Source organism: Nocardia pneumoniae NBRC 100136, assembly GCF_000308755.1.
Lineage (GTDB): Bacteria > Actinomycetota > Actinomycetes > Mycobacteriales > Mycobacteriaceae > Nocardia > Nocardia pneumoniae.
The window spans coordinates 1-18,158 of sequence record NZ_BAGF01000008.1 but is presented as its reverse complement, the minus strand read 5'-3'; the positions used below and the strand labels follow the sequence as shown (position 1 = coordinate 18,158).

Here is an 18,158-nt window from a genome sequence, read left to right as displayed (position 1 = left end):
AACAACCGAAAGGCGCAATGTCTTCCCCCAACGTGCAGCGACCTTCAACTGGACTGCGAGTCCCCTGATGTCATGGCTCTAGGTAGAGCCGCTCGCAGGGGAGGCGAGGAAGGCCCTCCGCGCCGTCCGGGAAGACTTCAACCGCATCGCCGTAGTGTGCCGACCTCCATTCCTTGACGAATGCGTGTGCCGCTGTGGTGCAGGCGGCGAACTCGAGATGCAGACCGTGCCAGAAGACGCTGAGGCGGACATCGGTCTCCGTAGGTCTGGGGGACGTGTTGGCGGGTGTGGGTTCACCGCCACCCATCACCGACCACCGATCACGAAATCGGACCTGTCATCGACCACGCGGAGCTTGGCGGTCGGGCATTCGCGGCCGGACACACCGCTGTGTTCGCCGATCAGGTTCTCGTGCACCGGGGCGACATGACGGCACTGCGGACAGCCGACGTACATCAGCGTGTCAGTCGTGTTCCGGAAGACAGCGCCGATGCACTCGGACAACCGCAGCGACCCGGGCAGTTCGGATTCAGACATGCGCCGCCGTCCTCGGAGGCTTGCCAGGTCCGGTGCACGCTCGGATGGCGTCGACCACGACCAGACCCGATGGGCGGAATGGGCAGTTCGGCGGTTCCACCCACAGCCGCACATGCGCCGACCGGTGATCCGGGCTCGGTAGCGCGATCGTTCCTCCGGTCCGCACGATCGACACGTTCAGCCGATACATCTCGGCGAACAGTCGCACTTCGTCGGGCAGATCAGGTCTGGTGAGGATGGTCCACCGCTTCGACCGTGGGTGCGACATGATCGGTCCGACCATCGAATGATGCTGGCGCATATGGTTTTTGACCGCCGCACCGAGTGGAGCGGGCATGATGATGCCCCATACGTGAGTTGCTTTCATGATGATCCGGCCCAGAGAGGGCGGATCGATGACCGCGGGCAGGTCGCACACCCGCCGGTAATAGTTGACGCGGGACTGTGGCGTGTCCCCAAAAGCCTCGTCCATCAGTGCTCCCCTGCTCACTCGTAACTGAAGGTGCGCCCCAGACACAGGCCGATCAGGTCTGAGCTGAACCGAGCAGCGGCGTAGAGCCACTCGGGCAATCTCCCCTACCGGGCGCACATCCAGGAGACCACCAGTCCCGCACACTGACGCCATCAATCTGAAAATTTCAATGTATTGCCGAAAACCTGCTGGATAGCTATCAAGCTGTGTGACAATATCTTTCATTCTGAAAGAATCAAGGGGGACAGATGGCCAAGGACAGCACACCGCCACCGTCGCTACCACGACGCCGGTTCGGCAACCACATCCGCGAGGCCCGCAACGCGGCGAATCTCAGGCAGCCAGACGTTGCGAAAGCGATGCGCTGGAGCGTCCCGACTCAATCGCGCATCGAGAGAGGGTATCTCGGCACGCTCAACGATCGTGACGTACGCGACCTATGCGAAGTCCTCGGTATCGAAGACGAGAACGAAGTGGCGGCCTTGATCGGCCTCCTCGAGGAGGCGACTGCGCAACCGAAGAAATGGTGGCAGCAGCACACCGACGTCATGCAGGAGCGATTCGACGTATACGTCGGCCTGGAGTACGAGGCACGTTCGATCGACATCTACCGATCCGAATTGGTACCCGGCCCGTTCCAGACTGCCGAGTACGCGAAGTCGCTCAACCAGCTGTTCTTCCCGCACGACTCCGAGGCGCAACAGACCCGGCGCATCGAACTGAAACTCCAGCGCCAAGCGAGCCTGACTCGCAAGACCAAGCCCTTGGAGGTGAACATGGTCTTGGACGAGGCGATACTGCGCAGGGTTGTCGGGAACCAAAGGATCATGCGCGCCCAGATGTTGCACCTAGCCGACATGAGCACCCGCGAGAACATCAGCATCCGCATTCTGCCGTTCACTGCTGGTTATCCAGCAGGGACAGCTACCGGCGCGTTCTCAATCCTGTCGTTCGACGCCGATCCGCCCGTGGTGTATGTCGAGTCCTTCACCAGCAACCTGTACTTTGAGGAAGACGCGGAGGTCGCAATATACAAAAGCGCGTCTACGGCCCTCCACCGCTCCGCGCTGGACGCGCAAGCAAGCAGGAGTCTGCTACGGCAGATGGTGAAGGAGTACTCAGCGTGAACACCGACCTGTCCGGCGCAAAGTGGTTCAAGAGCAGCCATAGCGGAGGACATGGCGACTGCGTCGAGGTGGCGTTTCTTGACGACGGGCGCGTCGGAGTTCGGGACTCGAAGAACCCCACCGGCCCGGCGCTGGTATTCGCGCCCGGCGAGTGGGAGGCTTTCGCCGCTGGCGTAGCCGATGGAAAGTTCCGGCAGCCATGAGCACAGAGGCACGAAGCCCCGCACGTCGAACCCTGCACTGATCCTCCGGCCGCCTGTTGTCGTATCAGTCTCTGAACGACCAGCAACCGTCAACTGGACCGAGACGGCGGGGAGCGGGACAGGTGAGGATCGGGGGCATGATCGAGATGGCGGCGGTGGTTGGGGTTGCGGTGGCGGCGTTGGGGATGGTGCTCACGCCGGGGCCGAACATGATGTATCTGGTGTCGCGGACGGTGTCGCAGGGGCGGCGGGCCGGGCTGGTGTCGTTGGGTGGGGTGGCGGCTGGGTTCGGGGTTTATCTCGCGGCGGCTACTGCCGGGATCACGGCGGTGTTCGCGGTGGTGCCGGGGTTGTATCTGGCGGTGAAGCTGGCTGGGGCGGCTTATCTGGGGTGGCTTGCGTGGCAGGCGTTGCGGCCGGGTGGGGTTTCGGTGTTCGCTCCCACGGCGCTGTCGGCTGATCCGACGCGACGGCTGTTCACGATGGGGTTGGTCACCAATCTGCTGAATCCGAAGATCGCGATCATGTACATGGCGTTGATTCCGCAGTTCGTGACGCCCGACCACGGCAAGGTGTGGTTGCAGAGTCTATGCCTGGGGGCGGTGCAGATCGCCGTGGCGCTCACCGTCAACGGACTGATCGTCCTCGGTGCGGGCGGCCTCGCGACCTTCCTCACCAAGCGGCCTCTGTGGCTGCGCACCCAGCGCTACATCACCGGCACCATGCTCGGCGCGATCGCCGCGCTTCTTGCTACCGACCGCGCTCGCCCCGTGCCCGCCTGACCCGCCGTCGAATCGACTGCCGACCCGACGATCTCGGTGTCCCGAACAGGGTGCGCAGCGTAGTGGTCGGGCAAGGTCGCCATGCAGATCCGCGAGCTGAGTCTGCTCGCATGCTCGGCGATTACGTCGCCCATCCGAAGCCGCGTACGAGCCGCCGCATAGTGATCTACCTCACAACACTGTCACGGCAATCGACCACGCGGTGTCTCCTGTCCGACCCCCTCGAACGAAGGAGACACCATGACCGAGAACATCGCCGATGTTGTCGTGATCGGCGGCGGATACGCCGGTGTGATGGCGGCCAATCGACTGACGCAGCGCGACGACGTGACCGTGACGCTGATCAACCCGCGTCCGAACTTCGTCGAGCGGATCCGCCTGCACCAACTGGTGGCCGGAACGTACGACGCGGTCGCGGACTACGGAAAGGTGTTGAGCGAGCGCGTGCGGCTGGTGGTCGACACCGTGACACGGATCGACGCGGGCGGGCGCAGCGTGGAGTTGGCGGGCGGCGGCACGGTCGGCTACGACTACCTGATCTACGCGGTGGGCAGCGGCGGCGCCGACCCGCGCGTGCCGGGAGCGGCCGAGTTCGCGTATCCGATCGCCACTCTGGAGGATGCGCAGCGGCTGCGGCCGGTCCTCGACGCCGCGCCCGCCACGGCCGCGGTGACGGTTGTCGGAGCCGGTCCCACCGGTATCGAGACCGCCGCCGAGCTGGCCGAGCAGGGTCGCCACGTAACCCTGGTGTGCGGCGGAGTGCTCGGCCCGTATCTGCACCCTCGCGGTCGACGAGTGGTCGCCAAGCGGCTGGCCGAGCTCGGAGTGACCGTGCTGGAAGGCGGCGAGTCGAAAGTCACGGCCGTGACGGGCGATACCGTGCGGCTCAGTGGCGGCCACACGCTGCGGAGCGCGGTGACCATCTGGACCGCCGGGTTCGGTGTGCCGGACCTGGCCGCGCGTAGCGGGCTGAGCACCGACGCCGCGGGCCGTCTGCGCACCGACGAGACGTTGACCAGCGTGGACGATGCGCGGATCGTCGCGGCCGGAGATTCCGCGGCGCCGTCGGGCCTGCCGTTCCGGATGGGCTGCCAGTCCGCCGTCCAGCTGGGCCCGCAGGCCGCCGAGACCGTGCTCAGCCGGATCGCGGGCAAGCGGCCCGCGACCATCGACGTCGGGTTCGCCGGGCAGTGCATCAGCCTCGGCCGTCGCGCCGGCATCTTCCAGTTCTCCGACAAGCACGACACCGCCAACAAGCACTACCTCGGCGGCTGGCCGGGCGCGAAGGTCAAGGAACTCGTGTGCTGGAGTACCGTCTGGCAGCTCGGGTACGAAGCACGCAAGCCCGGTGTGCGCACCTGGTGGGCCAAGGACGACAAGCGCAAAGAACTGCTGGAGGCCAAGGGCGAGCAAGCGTTCACCGCCGATCGGGCAGCATGAGCCACGTGTCGGTCGCCGATATCTGCGCCGCGTGTCGTGTGGCGGCGTCCCCGCAGGGCCTGGACGTGTCACAGCCGTGCGCCGGGCGGTGTCTCAACTCTCGACGGCTACCAGCAAACTAGGACCGAGATGAACGACGATGCCACCAACTCGGCGACCGACAGGTTCGTCGCCCACCGCAACCTGCTCTTCACCGTCGCCTACGAGATGCTCGGATCGGCCGCCGACGCCGAAGACGTCCTCCAGGAAACCTGGCTGCGCTGGGTGGCGGTCGACGCGCAGCAGGTGCACGACGAGCGCGCCTACCTGGTCCGGATCACGACCAGACAAGCGCTCAACCGGCTGCGCACCATGAAGCGCCGCAAGGAGGCGTACGTCGGTCCCTGGCTGCCCGAGCCGCTGCTCACCACGCCGGACGTGGCCGAGGACGTCGAGCTCGCCGAGAGCATGTCGATGGCGTTGATGCTGGTGCTCGAGACGCTCTCACCCACCGAGCGGGCGGTCTTCGTGCTGCGCGAGGTCTTCGACATCGGCTACGACGAGATCGCGGCCGCCGTCGACAAGACTCCCGCGGCGGTCCGCCAGATCGCGCACCGCGCCCGCAGGCACGTCGACGCCCGCCGCCCCCGCCAGGTGGTCGCCCCGAGCCAGACGCGAGCGGCGCTGGAGTCGTTCCGCCGCGCGCTCGACACCGGCGACCCCCAAGACCTGCTCGACATACTCGCCCCGCACGTCGTCCTGGTCAGCGACGGCGGCGGCGTCAAACGGGCCGCGCTGCGGCCGATCCTCGGCGCCGACAAAGTGGTCCGCTACCTGGTCGGCGGCCTCCGTAGGACCGAAGTGGCCGTCACCACCGAGCCCACCGTGGTCAACGGCAACCCGGCACTCGCTCTGCGCGTGGACGGCGAGTTCGACGGTGTCATGACGGTTCGCGTCGAGGACGGCCGCATCACCGGCATGTACTACGTCCGCAACCCGGAGAAGCTGACCCGCGTCGAAACCGAGACCCCACTCACCCTGCGCTGAAGGAGCGCGAGAAAAGGTTGCGCGGGAAGACCTTCCAGCTGGTAGCGTGCGTGGGTCCGTGACATCACGCGAGGAGGTGAGACCCATCAACGCTGTAACGATCGGGTGCTCCCCATCTTCTTCACGGTTGGGCGATTGACATAGGTGTCGCCGGGAGCGCCGCGAAGGCAATCTCGAAAGGCAACAACCTATGCATTTCACTGCGGAGACATCGTCGAACGGTGTCGTCGAGCGCGACTTCACTGTGGGTGAGGTCCCCGGAGTGCTCTGGTCGCCCGCATCGGGCTCCGATCACGCGCCACTGGTTTTGATGGCGCACGGTGGCGGCCAGCACAAGAGAGCACCGGGAATCCTTGGCCGTGCGCACCGCTTCGTCACCGACTGCGGTTTCCACGTCGCCGCGATCGACGCACCCGGACATGGCGACCGACCCCGCACGGCGGCCGACGAACAGCACATCGCCGCCTTACGGTGCGCGCAGGCGGCGGGCGAGCCGATCGGCACGATCATCGCCGGATTGCACACCTCCCTGGCCGAACGTGCCGTCCCGGAATGGCAGTCCACCCTCGACGCCTTGCGGGAACTGCCGCAGATCGGCCCCGAAGGGCCGGTCGGCTTCTGGGGCATCATGCAGGGCACCGGCATCGGGGTGCCGTTGACGGCGGTCGAACCCAGGATCACCGCGGCGGTCTTCGGTTGTCTCGGGCATGAAGCACTGACCGAGGCCGCGGCACGGATCACCGTCCCGATCGAATTCCTGCTCCAGTGGGACGACGAGCTGGTCGACCGTCGATCCGGCCTGGCGTTGTTCGACGCGTTCGCTTCGAAGGAAAAGACGTTGCACGCCAACGCGGGCGGGCATGGCGACGTGCCCAGGTTCGAGGTAGACAGCGCGATCCGGTTCTTCGTTCGGCATCTCGGCAGGGCCGATACGTCACCGGCCTGACCGGACAGGTATCGGCGTCCGGCTTCGCGGCGGCCGCCGATACCGCTCCCCGGCAATCAGCCCTTGCGCAACCGGCGGACACCCTCCTCCAGCGTTTCGTCGCGCTTGCAGAAGGTGAAACGCACCAGGTGGTTCCAGGCGGCGGTGTCGTCGGCGAACACGCTGACCGGCACCGCCGCGACGCCGAGCCGCTTCGGCAGTTCCCGGCAGAACGCCAGGCCGTCGGCGGCGCCGAGGGGAGTGATGTCGGCGCAGACGAAGTAGCCGCCCGCGCTGGTCCGCACGCCGAGCCCGGTGTCGGCCAGCGCCGCGGAGAGGCTGAGGCGCTTCTCGGACAACGTATCCCGCAACTTCGCGACCCAACCCAGCTCATGGTTGATCGCGTGCGCGACCGCGGGCTGGAACGGCCCACCGGCCACGAAAGTCAGGAACTGTTTGGCCGCGAGCACGCCGTCGATCAGGTCGGTGGGGCCGCACGCCCAGCCGGTCTTCCATCCCGTGACACTGAAAGTCTTTGCCGCGCTGGACACCACGATCGTGCGCTCGGCCATGCCCGGCAGGGTGGCCAAGCTGATGTGCTCGGCGCCGTCGTAGACCAGGTGTTCGTAGACCTCGTCGGTGAGCACCAGAATGTCACGCTCACAGGCGATCTCGGCGATCGCCTCGAGGTCGTGACGGCCGAGCACCGTGCCGGTCGGGTTGTGCGGCGAGTTGACGATCAGCATCCGGGTCGCCGGGGTGATCGCGGCGCGCAGGCTGTCCAGGTCGAGGACGAATCGGTCACCGTCGGCCACCAGTTTGGCCGTGCGCCGCCGAGCACCGGCCAGCGCCACCGCGGCGGCGTAGGAGTCGTAGTAGGGCTCGATCAGCACGACCTCCTCGCCCGGCTCGACCAGGCCGAGCACCGCGGCGCTGATCGCCTCCGTCGCGCCCACCGTCACCAGCACCTGCGTGTCCGGGTCGTAGACGGTCCCGTAGCGCCGGGCGCGGTCGTCGGCGACGGCTCGGCGCAGCACCGGCACGCCCCGCCCGGGCGGGTACTGGTTGTGGCCTTCGGCGATGGCGCGGCGGGCCACCTCCAGCATGCTCGCGGGCCCATCGGTGTCGGGAAATCCCTGGCCGAGGTTGACCGCGTCGTGCCGGACGGCGAGTTCGGTCATCTCGGCGAAGATCGTCGAGGCGAAGGGGCGCAGGCGGGCAACGGTCTGGGGTCGCGAGGGCATATTCGGAGACTAGTCCAGGAGTGACAATCGTTGCCAAGTGGTAGCCACCCGCCCATATAGGGGGTGACCAGAGCATTTATCGGCGAGATTGTCCGTTGCTCCAACGCAGCCAGCCTCGCCATGTTTCAGGCCACAAGACGCCGGGATATTGAGAAAACGACACGTTTACAAATTTCCGCCCCAATCGGCCCGCCGTCCGAACTGCATTTCCGTGCGGCCTTCGTGCCCGATCCGGTCACGAACTCGTCGGTCGCCGTCCGACCGGCCGTGACTCCGCATCCTCGACGGGTTGAGCCCGGCTCCGACTCGCACGTCTCGGTCGTCGACCGGCGGGTGCGCTCAACCCAGCCGAATCCCGCCCAGCTTGGCTGGATTCGCCAGATCGTAAGTCCCCCAGACCAACCCGTCACGGACGGTGAAACCGACAACCCGCGTGGGGTAACCCGCGCGACCGTCCTGCGCTGGACGCCCGGCGACCACGAGGCCCAATTGCCCGTTGACCGAGGCGAATTCGTACACCGAAGGCGCGTCCTCGAGCCCGTACTTGCGTACCAGCCCCAAGTAGAAACGGGCGATCCGATCCGCGCCGTGCAGCACGTTCATCGCGGTGGCCGTGGTGCCGTTGGCGTCGCCGATCATCACCGCGTCCGGGTGCAGCGCCGCGGCAACGGCGTTCACGTCACCGGAACCGAGCGCGACGAGAAAACGCTGCACTGCCTCCTCGTGCTCGGCGTCCGGCACCGGCTGCGGCGTCCGCGCCACCGCCTTGCGGGCGCGCACGGCCAGCTGACGTGCGGCGTCGGCGGAGATGCCGAGAATGTCGGCGATCTCGTCGAACGGCACCGAGAGTCCCTCGTGCAGCACGAAGGCCACCCGCTGCGGTGGCGTCAGGGTGTCCAGCACGACCATTGCCGCGAACCGGCACTCCTGTTTGCGCACCACCGCCTCCAGCGGGTCCGGCGCGATCGACGGCGTGCGGGCGGTGACCACGGGCTCGGGCAGCCACTGGCCGACATAGCTTTCCCGGCGCACCGCCGCACTACGCAAACGGTCCAGGCAGATGCGGCTCACCACGGTGGTCAGCCAGGCCCGCAGATCCTCGATCTCGGACTGGTGCGCGCCCGCCAGCCGCAACCAGCTCTCCTGGACCGCGTCCTCGGCATCGCCGACGCTGCCCGTCAGCCGATAGGCGACCGAGAGCAAGTGCGCCCGATGTGACTCGAACAGGTCGGAAAGCAGCGCGGCAACCATCACCAGGGAGTCTACGGTCCTGCACTGCACGGCCCCCGAGCGGTATCCGGGCGTCGTGACGGATAAACCGGATGATCCGGCGCGGCTGTCTGTGACAGCATGGCCCGATGGACCATCACGTGCTGACGAACGGGACGATCTGGCTGTCGGCGCCGACGATGGACGACGTGGACACCATCACCGAATGCTGCCAGGAGCCGTCCATCGGGGAATGGGTGACCATCCCGGTGCCGTACGTGCGAGAGAACGCGGTGACCTTCATCGAGGACGTCGTCATCCCCGGCTGGGCGGCTCGCAGCCCGACCTGGGCCATGCGGCTGCGTCCCGACGGACCGGTCGTCGGCACGATCGGCCTCGGAGAACGCGACGAGAGCGCGGCCGAGATCGGATTCTGGCTCACCCCAGCGCAGCGGTCGCGCGGCCTGATGACCCAGGCGGTGAATCTGGTGTGCGACTTCGGGTTCCGCGCCGATGGGCTGGGCTTGGAGCGGATCAGCTGGCGTGCGTTCGTCGGCAACTACGCCTCCGCCGCGGTCGTGCGCCGCGCCGGATTCCGGTACGAAGGCATGTCCCGGCTGGGCAGCATGCAGCGCGGCCGCCGCCGCGACCACTGGTACGCCGCCCGGCTGCGCACCGATCCTCCCGGCCCCGCCGACGGCTGGCCCGCCGAGTTCGATGCTTGATCTGCGGCGCCTGCGGCGCTGCGTGTTCGCGGGCCTTCTTGTGGCTTGCGATCCGGTAATGCTCGGTCTCGCTTCGCGCGAAAGCGGTATGCAGGCATGTCGTAAATTGCGAGGATGGCAGTCGACCAGCGGTTCAACTGGATAGTGCGGACCATGGACGTGCGTCCCGCCGACCGGGTCCTGGAGATCGGCCCGGGTTCCAGCGAGTCGATCGCCTGCCTTGCCGCAAAGGTGACCGACGGGACGATCGTCGGCGTCGAGCGTTCCGCGACGGCTATCGCCCGCGCGCGTAAGAAGCACGCCGCAGAACTCGATTCGGGCCGGGTCCGCTTGGTGCACGCCGAGCTGACCAGCGTGGACCCGGACCGGCTGCTGTTCGAGATCGGGCCAGAGGCAAGGCGTTTCGACAAGATCCTGGCGGTGAACGTCAATCTGTTCTGGACAAAAAAGCCCAGTGCCGAACTCGCTTTGATCCGGCGGCTCCTGGCGCCCGGCGGCACACTGTGCCTGTACTACGGCTACGGCACGGCCGACGCCCCCGAGCCGACCAGTCCGAAACCGGCTCCGGGCAAGCTCACCGAGTACTTGACCGAGGCGGACTTCGACGTTCGCCTCATCTCATCCGGAGATCTGCTGGGGTTGATCTGCTCGGTCTGAGTCACAGTGCCCGCTGGGCTCGCGCCTGAGCAACCGCCGCTGACGACTTCCTCGCAAAGCGACGGCCACTCGGACGCGAGCCCGGGCGCTCGATCAGCGCGCGCGACGCTGCCGCACCGCGTCGGCCAGCCGGTCCAGCTGGCGCGCGGTGGTGTCCCAGTCCAAGCACGCGTCGGTGATGGATTGGCCGTAGGTGAGTTCGGCCGCGCGACCGAGGGTGAGGTCCTGGCGTCCCGCGACCAGGAAGCTCTCCAGCATCACGCCGACCACACCGGCTTCGCCCGCGGCCAGCCGGTCTGCGATGTCGGTGACCACGTCCACCTGCTTGTTGTGGTCCTTGTTGCTGTTGCCGTGGCTGGCGTCCACGACGACCCGCTGCGGCAGCGACGACTTCTCCAGCCGCAGGTACGCCTCCGCGACCGAAGCCGCGTCGTAGTTCGGGCCGTTGCTGCCGCCGCGCAGGATGACATGGCAGTCCGGGTTGCCGGTGGTGCGGATCAGCGCGGAGCGGCCGTCGAGGTCGGTGCCGGGGAAGACGTGACTCGCCGCCGCGGCGCGCACGCCGTCCACCGCCACCTGGACATCGCCGTCGGTGCCGTTCTTGATGCCGACCGGCATCGACAGCGCGCTGCTGAGCTGCCGGTGCACCTGGCTGGCCGCGGTACGCGCGCCGATCGCGCCGTAGGACACCAGGTCCGCGATGTACTGCGGGGTGATCGGGTCGAGGAACTCACACGCCACCGGCAGCCCGAGCGCGGTGATGTCGACCAGCAGTTTGCGGCCGAAGCCCAAACCGGTGTTGACGTCGAACGAGCCGTCCAGGTGCGGGTCGTTGATCAGGCCCTTCCAGCCCAGACTGGTGCGCGGCTTCTCGAAGTAGACGCGCATCACCACGTGCAGCCGATCGTCGAGTTCGGCGGCCTTGGCCGCGAGTCGGCGGGCGTAGTCCAAGGCGGCGGCGGGATCGTGCACCGAGCATGGGCCGACGATCACCATGAGGCGATCGTCGGCGCCGTTGAGCACGTCCACGGTGGCCTTGCGGCCCGCACGGACGGTGTCGGCGAGGGCATCGGTGATCGGATGCACGCGACGCACCTCCGCCGGCGAGCGCAGCGGGCTGATGTTCAAGGTGCGTTGATCGTCCAGATCGGAATGCCGAGCGTCGACGTCGGCTGCGGTTGTCATGTCGTGGGTTTCCTTTTCTCGGGGCCGACCCACGGACGTGAAACCCGTCGAGCCGGTCCATCATCCGGCTCGGGGTGGAATGTCGTCAGCGCACGTGGTTGCCGCAGACCAGCCCACCCAGGGCCGGCTTGCTAAACCAGAAATACACGCGCTGCACGTCAGGCACAGTACCAGGCCGCAACCACTCCGTGAACGCGGAGTGGTGCGGCTAACTCTGTGTTCAATTTGCAGCGCCTGCGGCGCTGCGTGTTCACGGCCCCTTTGTGGCTCGCGTCCGAGCGACCGCCGCTCGCGACTTCGTCGCTTGCGCGGCGGCCACTCGGACGCGAGCCGGGCCGCGAACGGGCAATGCTCGGTCTCGCTTCGCTCGAAACCTGGAATGGGGTGGTGTGGCTGCGTTGCGCGGTTCATCGCGTCGCAGGTGTACGCGGTGCCAGGCTTGCCCGGGCGGTTCGCGCCAAAGCTACGGCGAGCTTCTACCCCCATTGGCCAGGAACATAGTCCCCGGCAGGCGTGCGGGCGATGACGTTCATCCGGTTCCAGGCGTTGATCGTCGCGATGGCGGCGATGAGGGCGGCGATCTGGTCGTCGTCGTAGTGCTTGCGCACCTCCTGCCACACCGCGTCGCTGACGGCGCGGCCGTCGCCGATGCGGGTGGCCTCTTCGGTGAGCGCCAGCGCGGCGCGCTCGGCCTCGGTGAAGACAGTGGCCTCGTGCCAGGCCGCGATCAGGTTGAGCCGCACGGAGGTCTCCCCGGCGTGCGCTGCGTCCTTGGTGTGCATGTCGGTGCAGTAGCCGCAGCCGTTGATCTGGCTGGCGCGGATCTTCACCAGCTCGTGCGTGGCGGCGGGCAGGGTGGAGTCGCTGATCACCTTGGAGGCCATGGTGAGTCGCTTGACGAAGCTGCCCGCGACCGGGTTGGCGTAGAGATCGAAGCGGCGTTCCATGATTTCCGTCCTTTGTTCGTTCCCGTTGGGTTCACAAAGACGACGGCGCGGTGCACCCCAGTGTGACATCGCGTGATGTGAGCTGCGCCACAACGCTCCGGGGGCCGGGCAAGCCAGCGATCGGCTACTTCGTGAAGTCGTAGGTGACGCCGGTCAGCTTCTCCGACAGGTCCCACAACTCGGCCGCGACCTTCTCGTCCCTGGACGCCTTCGACGACCCGGACGGCCCCGGGTACCCGCGCATTCCGCCGAACCCGGTCGGGCCGTAGAAACCGCCGGGCTCCACGTCGGCGGTCGCGGCGTACAAGATCGGCAGCGCACCCATCGCGGCATTCTGGGCGAGCAGGCGGTTGCCCAGCGCCATCAGCCTGTCCTGGAACGACTCGGTGTGCGACTGCAACTCGGTCGCCGCGTAGCCGGGATGCGCGGCCACCGAGATCTTCCGCGAACCCGCCGCGGTCAACCTGCGCTGCAATTCCCGGGCGAACATCAGATTGGCCAGTTTGGCCTGCGCGTAGGCGGGCCAGCGCTGATACTTGCGCCGCTCCCAGTTGAGATCGTCCAGGTCGATGGCGCCGATCTGATGCGCGCCGCTGGAGACGGTGACGATCCGGTCGGCGATCTTGTCCAGCAGCAGCCCGGTGAGCGCGAAGTGACCGAGATGGTTGGTACCGATCTGCCGTTCGAATCCATCGGCGGTGCGCCCCTCGGGCAGCGCCATCACGCCCGCGTTGTTGATCAGCACGTCGGCCCGGTCGACACTGTCGGCGAACTCGCGCACCGAGGCCAGATCGGCCAGGTCCAGCCTGCGCACCTCGGCTCGGTCCCCGAGCTCGGCGGCCACCTGCTCCCCTTTGGCCAGGTTCCGGCAGGCCAGCACCACCTCGGCCCCCGCCCCGGCCAGTGCCCGCACCGTCTCGGCTCCCAAGCCGCTGTTGGCGCCCGTCACGATGAACGTCCGACCGCTCTGGTCGGCGAGGTTCGAGGTATCCCACCTGGCCATAGCGGCAAGTTTAGTCCGCGCCGCGCCCGAGCGAGAGGTTCGAACACCGCGGGCGAGGCTACGTGCTGGCGAGGATCTCCTCGTCCGACATCGCCGCGACCTCCAAATAGACCGCCGCTACCGTGTCCAGTCGTCCTGCCGTTCCACGCTCACGTTCCCGATCGGTCATACGCCCGGCCAGCCCCTCGACGGTCCGCGCCGCGAACAGATCGGCGACGACCGTGTCGGGCGCGTCCAGCCACTCCCGCACCCGCGCGATCACGGCGGTGGCCAGCACCGAATCACCGCCCAGGGCGAAGAAGTCGTCGGTGGCGCCGACCCGCTCGACGCTCAGCACCGTCGCGACGACGTCCGCCAGCGCCCGTTCCAGATCGGTTCGGGGAGCGACGTATTCGACGTCGTCGTCGCCGCGCGCGAGAACCGCGTGGATCGCCTTGCGGTCGGGCTTGGCGTTCGGGGTCAGCGGCAGGTCGGGCAGGATCTCCACCCGGGCGGGAACCATGTAGGCGGGCAACAGATCCGCGACGGCGTCCAGCACCGCCGCCACGGTCGTGTCGGCGCCAGCCTCGGGCACCACGGCGGCGGCCAGCTTGGGCGCCGCGGTTCCGACCACCGCGGCGATCGCGTGACGCACACCGGGCACGGACCGCAACGCGCTTTCCACCTCACCGAGTTCCACACGGTAACCACGGATCTTGACCTGATGGTCCGCGCGCCCGAGGAATTCCAGGCAACCGTCCGGGAGGTACCGAGCCAGATCGCCGGTGCGGTACCAGCGCATGCCGTCGTGGACGACGAACCGCTCGGCGGTGCGCTCCGGATCGCCGCGGTAGCCCGCCGCGACGCCGTCGCCACCGATCCAGAGCTCGCCGGTCACCCAGTCGGGGCAGTCGTGGCCGGTGGGGCCGACCACCCGGCAGCGCACGTTGCGCAGGGGCGTGCCGTACGGCACCGCGCTCCAGTCCGCCGGAACGTCGGCGCCGACCACCTCGCAGATCGTGGAATGGATCGCGGTCTCCGTCGCGCCGCCCAGCGCGACGAACCGGCAGTCCGGCGCGACTTCCGACAATCGGCTCGGCAGGGCGACGTCCACCCAGTCGCCGCCGAGCAGCACGGTGCGCAGCGAGTCCAGGCGAGCGCCCGCCGCGGCGGCGAGCAGCATGTCGAGCAGGCTGGGCACGCAGTTGACCAGCGAAACGCCATGGCGGCGAATCAGTTCCACCCACTGCGCGGGCTCGCCGCGCTGCGCGTCGTCGACCGTCACCACCGCGCCGCCCGCTGCGAGCACACCGAAGATGTCATAGACCGACAGGTCGAACTCGAGCGCCGAGAGCGCGAGACAGCGGTCCGCCGAGCCGAGGGCGAAACGCTCGTTCAGGTCATCGATGGTATTCATGGCGGCCCGATGCGGGACCTGCACGCCCTTCGGCTTGCCGGTGGAGCCGGAGGTGAACAGCACGTAGGCGATGCTCTCGGGGTAACCGAAGATGGGACGCGGCAACGGTTCCGGATGACGACGTGCCGCGCTGAGTGCCACGGTCCGCACCCCCGGTATCTCCGCGCCTTCGACTGTCAGCGCGGCGACGCAATCACCGGTGCGCAGGATCTCCGCTCTCCTGGCCGCGGGCTGATCGAATCCGATCGGAACATAGACCGACCCGGCCGCGAGCACGCCGAGGACCGCCACGATCTGGTCCGGCCCCTTCGGCAACTGCACGGCGACCGGATCACCCGGCAGGGCACCGGCTTCGCGCAGGGCACCCGCGACGGCCAACGCTTCGGCCGCCAACTGTCCGTAGGAGATCGCTCCGTCCCGTTCCCGGATCAGCGCGGGCGTTTCGGGTTCCGCCGCCGCGTTCGCGAAGAACCCGCTGTGCAGCAACCGTCCGCTCACCGGACCCGAGGTCGCGTTGACCCGCGCCCGGGTGGCCGCCTGCTCGACCGGAATCCGCAGCGCCGCCTCGGCATCCCAGCCCGCCGCCCGATCGTGCGAGGCGCCGTCCCCCGCCAGGCGGTTGATCGCGTCGATGTACCGGGCGAACATCGCGTCCAGCACACCGGGCGGGAAGGCCGCTTCGCGCACGTCCCAGTTCAGCAGCAGACCGCCGCGCACCTCGGTGATCTGCGCGTCCAGCAGCACCTGCGGGCCTTGCGAGATGATCCACACCGGCTCGCCGAAGGTCTCGGTGACGACGTCGGCGAACAACTCCCCGAGGTTGAGCGCACTGGTGTAGACGATCGGCGCGAGCACCGGCTCGCCGTGCAGGCGGCCCAGATCGCGCAGCACCTCCAGGCCGGAGTACGCGGTGTGCGCACCGGCGGCGTGCAGACTCGCTTGCAGGGCGCGAGCTCGCTGCGTGACGGTGGCCGGTTCGGTCACGTCGACCTCGAGCAGCACGGAGGACGTGAAGTCGCCGACCACCCCGTCGACCTGCGGATGCACCGGTTCGCGATGGAACAGGGGCAGATTCAGCAGAAAACGCCGTTGCGCCGACCATGCTCCGATGGTTTCGGCGAACACGGAAGCCAGCGCCATGGCCGGAGTGATGCCGCGGGCGTGCGCGGCCTCGAACAGCCGCGTTTTCGCCTCCGGGGCGAGCCACCGGTGATAGCGCACCGTCCGGCTCGGTCCCGAAACACTCTGTGCCTGCGGGAGTTCCGGTGCGCCGGGCAGCTCATGGAGTCGCTGTTGCCACCACTCCCGGTCGCGATCGTGCTCGGCGCCGCGTCCGTTCGGCTGGTCGGCGAGGTAGCGCCGGAAGGTGTATTCCTGCTCCGGAAGCGACTCACCGTGGTAGAGGCGAGCCAGATCGCTGACCAGGATGCGATAGCTCATCGCGTCGGCCGCCAGCATGTCCACATCCAGATGCAGCCGGGTCCGCCCGTCGGCGAGCAGGGTCAGCGCGATGTCGATGACCTGACCGTCCTCGACGGCCATCCGCTGGTGAGTCTTGCGGTCACGCAACGACTCCAACGTCTCCTGCGCCTGCTCCTGCGGCAGTGCGCGCAGGTCGGTCAGCGTCCATACCGGGCGGCCCGGATGGGTCATGGTCTGCTGGGTGCCGTCCGGCCGGAAGCGGGTCCGCAGCATCGGGTGCCGCCGCACCAGGGCTTCGACCGCTCGCTCCAAGCGTCCGGGATCCACCCCGGCGCCGTCGAACTCGACATACAGGTGCGCCGCGACGCCGCCCAGCTCCTGCGACTCGGAGCGGCCGATCCAATAGGCGTGCTGCATCGGCGCGAGCGCGAAGGGAGCGTCGTCGTCCTGCTCCGCCTGTTCCGGCCGCGGCTCGGGGGCTTCGACCGCCTCCGGCTCACCCGCACCGCCGAGCAGCCCGTGCCAGCCGTCCACGGTCGGGTTCGCCGCCAGCAGCGCGAAATTGATGTCGATGCCGCGTTTGCGCCACCCACCGGCCAGCTTCATCGTCCGGATCGAGTCCAAGCCCAGCTGGATCAGGTCGGCGTCGTCGGCGATCGAGTCGGCGGGGATGCCGAGCTGGCTCGCGATGGCCGCGCGGATCTCGGCACGTCCCACCACCGGCCCCGCGTCTGCCACGTTTTCCGCTTTCCCCGTCCCGTCCCCCGGTCGCTGTGCTGACTGCATCTGGCGCTGCCACTCCTTGGTCGCCGCCGAAGCCCGGCGGATCGAGACTGCTCGGCGGGTAGCCTATCGCATTGAAATAGGGTTGCCTAACCTATCTAAGGTAACCCTCGGCTCGACTTTCTGTGAGGCAGACCGTGACTTCGACACCCCTCGCGTCCGCACCGCATCGCGACGGCTATGTCCCCTTTCCCGCGCACACGGCCGCGGAGTATCGAGCCGCCGGGTACTGGACCGGGCGACCGCTCGGTGATCTGCTGCGCGCGACCGCAGCACAGCATCCGCTGCGCCCCGCGCTACTCGACGCGGATGGCCCGCGTACCTACGCCGAGGTCGACGCCGCGGCCGACCGAATGGCCCACGGGTTGCTCGCACTGGGCATCGCACCCGGCGACCGGGTGGTGGTCCAACTGCCGAACGTGCCGGAGTTCCTGACCGTGCTGTTCGGGCTGTTGCGGGCCGGGATAATCCCCGTCCTGAGCCTGCCCGCGCACCGGCGCGCCGAGATCGAACACCTGGCCGGGCTTTCCGAGGCGGTCGGCTACATCGTCGCCGACCGGGTCGGCGATTTCGACTACCGCGACCTCGCCGCGACCGTGCGGGACGCGGTGCCCACGCTTCTCCACGTCCTGGTGCTGGGCGATCCGGGACCCTTCACCGACCTGCGTTCGATCCCCCGCGAGGGCGGCGAGCTGCCCGAGATCGATCCGGGTGACATCGCGCTGATGCTGGTCTCCGGCGGCACCACCGGCCTGCCGAAGCTGATCGCCCGCACGCATGACGACTACGTCTACAACGCGACCGCCAGCGCTGAGGTGTGCGAATTGACGGAGAACGACGTATACCTCGCGACACTGCCCGCGGCACACAACTTTCCGCTGGCCTGCCCCGGCATTCTCGGCACCGTCGGCGTGGGCGGCGCGGTGGTGTTCGTCAGCGATCCGAGTCCGGAGAACGCGTTCGCCGCCATCGAGCGGCATGGCGTCACGGTCACGGCGGTGGTGCCCCCGCTGGCCCAGCTCTGGTGCGCCGCCACCGAATGGGAAGCGGCCGACCTGAGCTCACTGCGTCTGCT

17 protein-coding genes are annotated in these 18,158 nt (G+C 68.0%); 9 read left to right on the top strand and 8 right to left on the bottom strand.

Going from position 1 to position 18,158, the window contains the following annotated elements; genetic code table 11:
- Positions 1-306: 306 nt before the first annotated feature.
- Together ON34_RS02955 and ON34_RS02950 are read right to left on the bottom strand one after the other, a co-directional pair.
- Positions 307-537 carry a hypothetical protein gene (locus ON34_RS02955; protein ID WP_040773873.1) on the bottom strand — a complete coding sequence of 77 codons (231 nt, stop codon included), beginning with the start codon at positions 535-537 and terminating at the stop codon, positions 307-309.
- A complete protein-coding gene (locus ON34_RS02950; protein WP_040773870.1) occupies positions 530-1,009 on the bottom strand; it encodes a hypothetical protein in 480 nt (159 codons plus the stop codon). The genes ON34_RS02955 and ON34_RS02950 overlap by 8 nt, the downstream gene beginning before the upstream one ends.
- Positions 1,010-1,257: 248 nt before the next feature.
- Between ON34_RS02950 and ON34_RS02945 the strand changes: the two genes are divergently transcribed.
- The 6 genes from ON34_RS02945 (at position 1,258) to ON34_RS02925 (ending at position 6,533) form a co-directional block, all read left to right on the top strand.
- Positions 1,258-2,136: a helix-turn-helix domain-containing protein gene (locus tag ON34_RS02945; RefSeq protein ID WP_040773866.1), complete on the top strand. Its 879-nt coding sequence runs from the start codon at positions 1,258-1,260 to the stop codon at positions 2,134-2,136.
- Positions 2,133-2,339 (top strand): DUF397 domain-containing protein, encoded by a 207-nt coding sequence (locus ON34_RS34320; protein ID WP_083889105.1) that lies wholly within the window; start codon positions 2,133-2,135, stop codon positions 2,337-2,339. Before ON34_RS02945 ends, ON34_RS34320 begins: the two co-directional genes overlap by 4 nt.
- 137 nt (positions 2,340-2,476) lie before the next feature.
- Positions 2,477-3,121, top strand: coding sequence for a LysE family translocator (locus ON34_RS02940; protein ID WP_040773863.1), 645 nt, complete (start codon positions 2,477-2,479; stop codon positions 3,119-3,121).
- 240 nt (positions 3,122-3,361) lie between these two features.
- On the top strand, positions 3,362-4,561 hold the full coding sequence (locus ON34_RS02935) for an NAD(P)/FAD-dependent oxidoreductase (RefSeq protein WP_040773861.1): 1,200 nt from the start codon (positions 3,362-3,364) through the stop codon (positions 4,559-4,561).
- A 129-nt stretch (positions 4,562-4,690) separates the two neighbouring features.
- Entirely contained in the window at positions 4,691-5,587 is an 897-nt protein-coding gene (locus tag ON34_RS02930) for an RNA polymerase sigma-70 factor (protein WP_040773857.1), read from the top strand.
- 190 nt (positions 5,588-5,777) lie between these two features.
- Positions 5,778-6,533, top strand: coding sequence for an alpha/beta hydrolase family protein (locus ON34_RS02925; protein WP_040773854.1), 756 nt, complete (start codon positions 5,778-5,780; stop codon positions 6,531-6,533).
- Positions 6,534-6,589: 56 nt separating this feature from the next.
- Here ON34_RS02925 and ON34_RS02920 read toward each other — a convergent pair whose 3' ends face one another.
- Both ON34_RS02920 and ON34_RS02915 read right to left on the bottom strand, forming a co-directional pair.
- Positions 6,590-7,756 (bottom strand): pyridoxal phosphate-dependent aminotransferase, encoded by a 1,167-nt coding sequence (locus tag ON34_RS02920; RefSeq protein WP_040773851.1) that lies wholly within the window; start codon positions 7,754-7,756, stop codon positions 6,590-6,592.
- Positions 7,757-8,095: 339 nt separating this feature from the next.
- Positions 8,096-9,007 carry a sigma-70 family RNA polymerase sigma factor gene (locus tag ON34_RS02915; RefSeq protein ID WP_040773848.1) on the bottom strand — a complete coding sequence of 304 codons (912 nt, stop codon included), beginning with the start codon at positions 9,005-9,007 and terminating at the stop codon, positions 8,096-8,098.
- Between the two features lie 107 nt (positions 9,008-9,114).
- Here ON34_RS02915 and ON34_RS02910 point away from each other — a divergent pair, with 107 nt between their 5' ends.
- Both ON34_RS02910 and ON34_RS02905 read left to right on the top strand, forming a co-directional pair.
- A complete protein-coding gene (locus ON34_RS02910; protein WP_040773846.1) occupies positions 9,115-9,690 on the top strand; it encodes a GNAT family N-acetyltransferase in 576 nt (191 codons plus the stop codon).
- Between the two features lie 114 nt (positions 9,691-9,804).
- A complete protein-coding gene (locus ON34_RS02905; RefSeq protein WP_040773843.1) occupies positions 9,805-10,347 on the top strand; it encodes an SAM-dependent methyltransferase in 543 nt (180 codons plus the stop codon).
- Positions 10,348-10,440: 93 nt separating this feature from the next.
- On the opposite strand, the gene ON34_RS02900 is transcribed toward ON34_RS02905, so the two are convergent.
- From ON34_RS02900 to ON34_RS02885, 4 genes are all read right to left on the bottom strand, one after another.
- Positions 10,441-11,532 (bottom strand): 3-deoxy-7-phosphoheptulonate synthase, encoded by a 1,092-nt coding sequence (locus tag ON34_RS02900; RefSeq protein ID WP_040773839.1) that lies wholly within the window; start codon positions 11,530-11,532, stop codon positions 10,441-10,443.
- Positions 11,533-12,008: 476 nt separating this feature from the next.
- Positions 12,009-12,479: a carboxymuconolactone decarboxylase family protein gene (locus ON34_RS02895; RefSeq protein WP_040773836.1), complete on the bottom strand. Its 471-nt coding sequence runs from the start codon at positions 12,477-12,479 to the stop codon at positions 12,009-12,011.
- 124 nt (positions 12,480-12,603) lie between these two features.
- Positions 12,604-13,482: an oxidoreductase gene (locus tag ON34_RS02890; protein WP_040773833.1), complete on the bottom strand. Its 879-nt coding sequence runs from the start codon at positions 13,480-13,482 to the stop codon at positions 12,604-12,606.
- 58 nt (positions 13,483-13,540) lie between these two features.
- Positions 13,541-17,086: a non-ribosomal peptide synthetase gene (locus ON34_RS02885; protein ID WP_083889104.1), complete on the bottom strand. Its 3,546-nt coding sequence runs from the start codon at positions 17,084-17,086 to the stop codon at positions 13,541-13,543.
- A 134-nt stretch (positions 17,087-17,220) separates the two neighbouring features.
- On the opposite strand from ON34_RS02885, the gene ON34_RS02880 reads away from it, so the two are divergent.
- Positions 17,221-18,158 (top strand): AMP-binding protein (locus ON34_RS02880; protein ID WP_040773828.1); only part of this gene is annotated, 938 nt, incomplete at its 3' end.

Coding starts and splice junctions, on each gene's coding strand:
- ON34_RS02930 (WP_040773857.1), top strand. CDS start 4,691: ATGAACGACGATGCCACCAACTCGGCGACCGACAGGTTCGTCGCCCAC.
- ON34_RS02920 (WP_040773851.1), bottom strand. CDS start 7,756: ATGCCCTCGCGACCCCAGACCGTTGCCCGCCTGCGCCCCTTCGCCTCG.
- ON34_RS02935 (WP_040773861.1), top strand. CDS start 3,362: ATGACCGAGAACATCGCCGATGTTGTCGTGATCGGCGGCGGATACGCC.
- ON34_RS02895 (WP_040773836.1), bottom strand. CDS start 12,479: ATGGAACGCCGCTTCGATCTCTACGCCAACCCGGTCGCGGGCAGCTTC.
- ON34_RS02885 (WP_083889104.1), bottom strand. CDS start 17,086: ATGCAGTCAGCACAGCGACCGGGGGACGGGACGGGGAAAGCGGAAAAC.
- ON34_RS02955 (WP_040773873.1), bottom strand. CDS start 537: ATGTCTGAATCCGAACTGCCCGGGTCGCTGCGGTTGTCCGAGTGCATC.
- ON34_RS02910 (WP_040773846.1), top strand. CDS start 9,115: ATGGACCATCACGTGCTGACGAACGGGACGATCTGGCTGTCGGCGCCG.
- ON34_RS02915 (WP_040773848.1), bottom strand. CDS start 9,007: ATGGTTGCCGCGCTGCTTTCCGACCTGTTCGAGTCACATCGGGCGCAC.
- ON34_RS02925 (WP_040773854.1), top strand. CDS start 5,778: ATGCATTTCACTGCGGAGACATCGTCGAACGGTGTCGTCGAGCGCGAC.
- ON34_RS02940 (WP_040773863.1), top strand. CDS start 2,477: ATGATCGAGATGGCGGCGGTGGTTGGGGTTGCGGTGGCGGCGTTGGGG.
- ON34_RS02950 (WP_040773870.1), bottom strand. CDS start 1,009: ATGGACGAGGCTTTTGGGGACACGCCACAGTCCCGCGTCAACTATTAC.
- ON34_RS02945 (WP_040773866.1), top strand. CDS start 1,258: ATGGCCAAGGACAGCACACCGCCACCGTCGCTACCACGACGCCGGTTC.
- ON34_RS02900 (WP_040773839.1), bottom strand. CDS start 11,532: ATGACAACCGCAGCCGACGTCGACGCTCGGCATTCCGATCTGGACGAT.
- ON34_RS02905 (WP_040773843.1), top strand. CDS start 9,805: ATGGCAGTCGACCAGCGGTTCAACTGGATAGTGCGGACCATGGACGTG.
- ON34_RS02890 (WP_040773833.1), bottom strand. CDS start 13,482: ATGGCCAGGTGGGATACCTCGAACCTCGCCGACCAGAGCGGTCGGACG.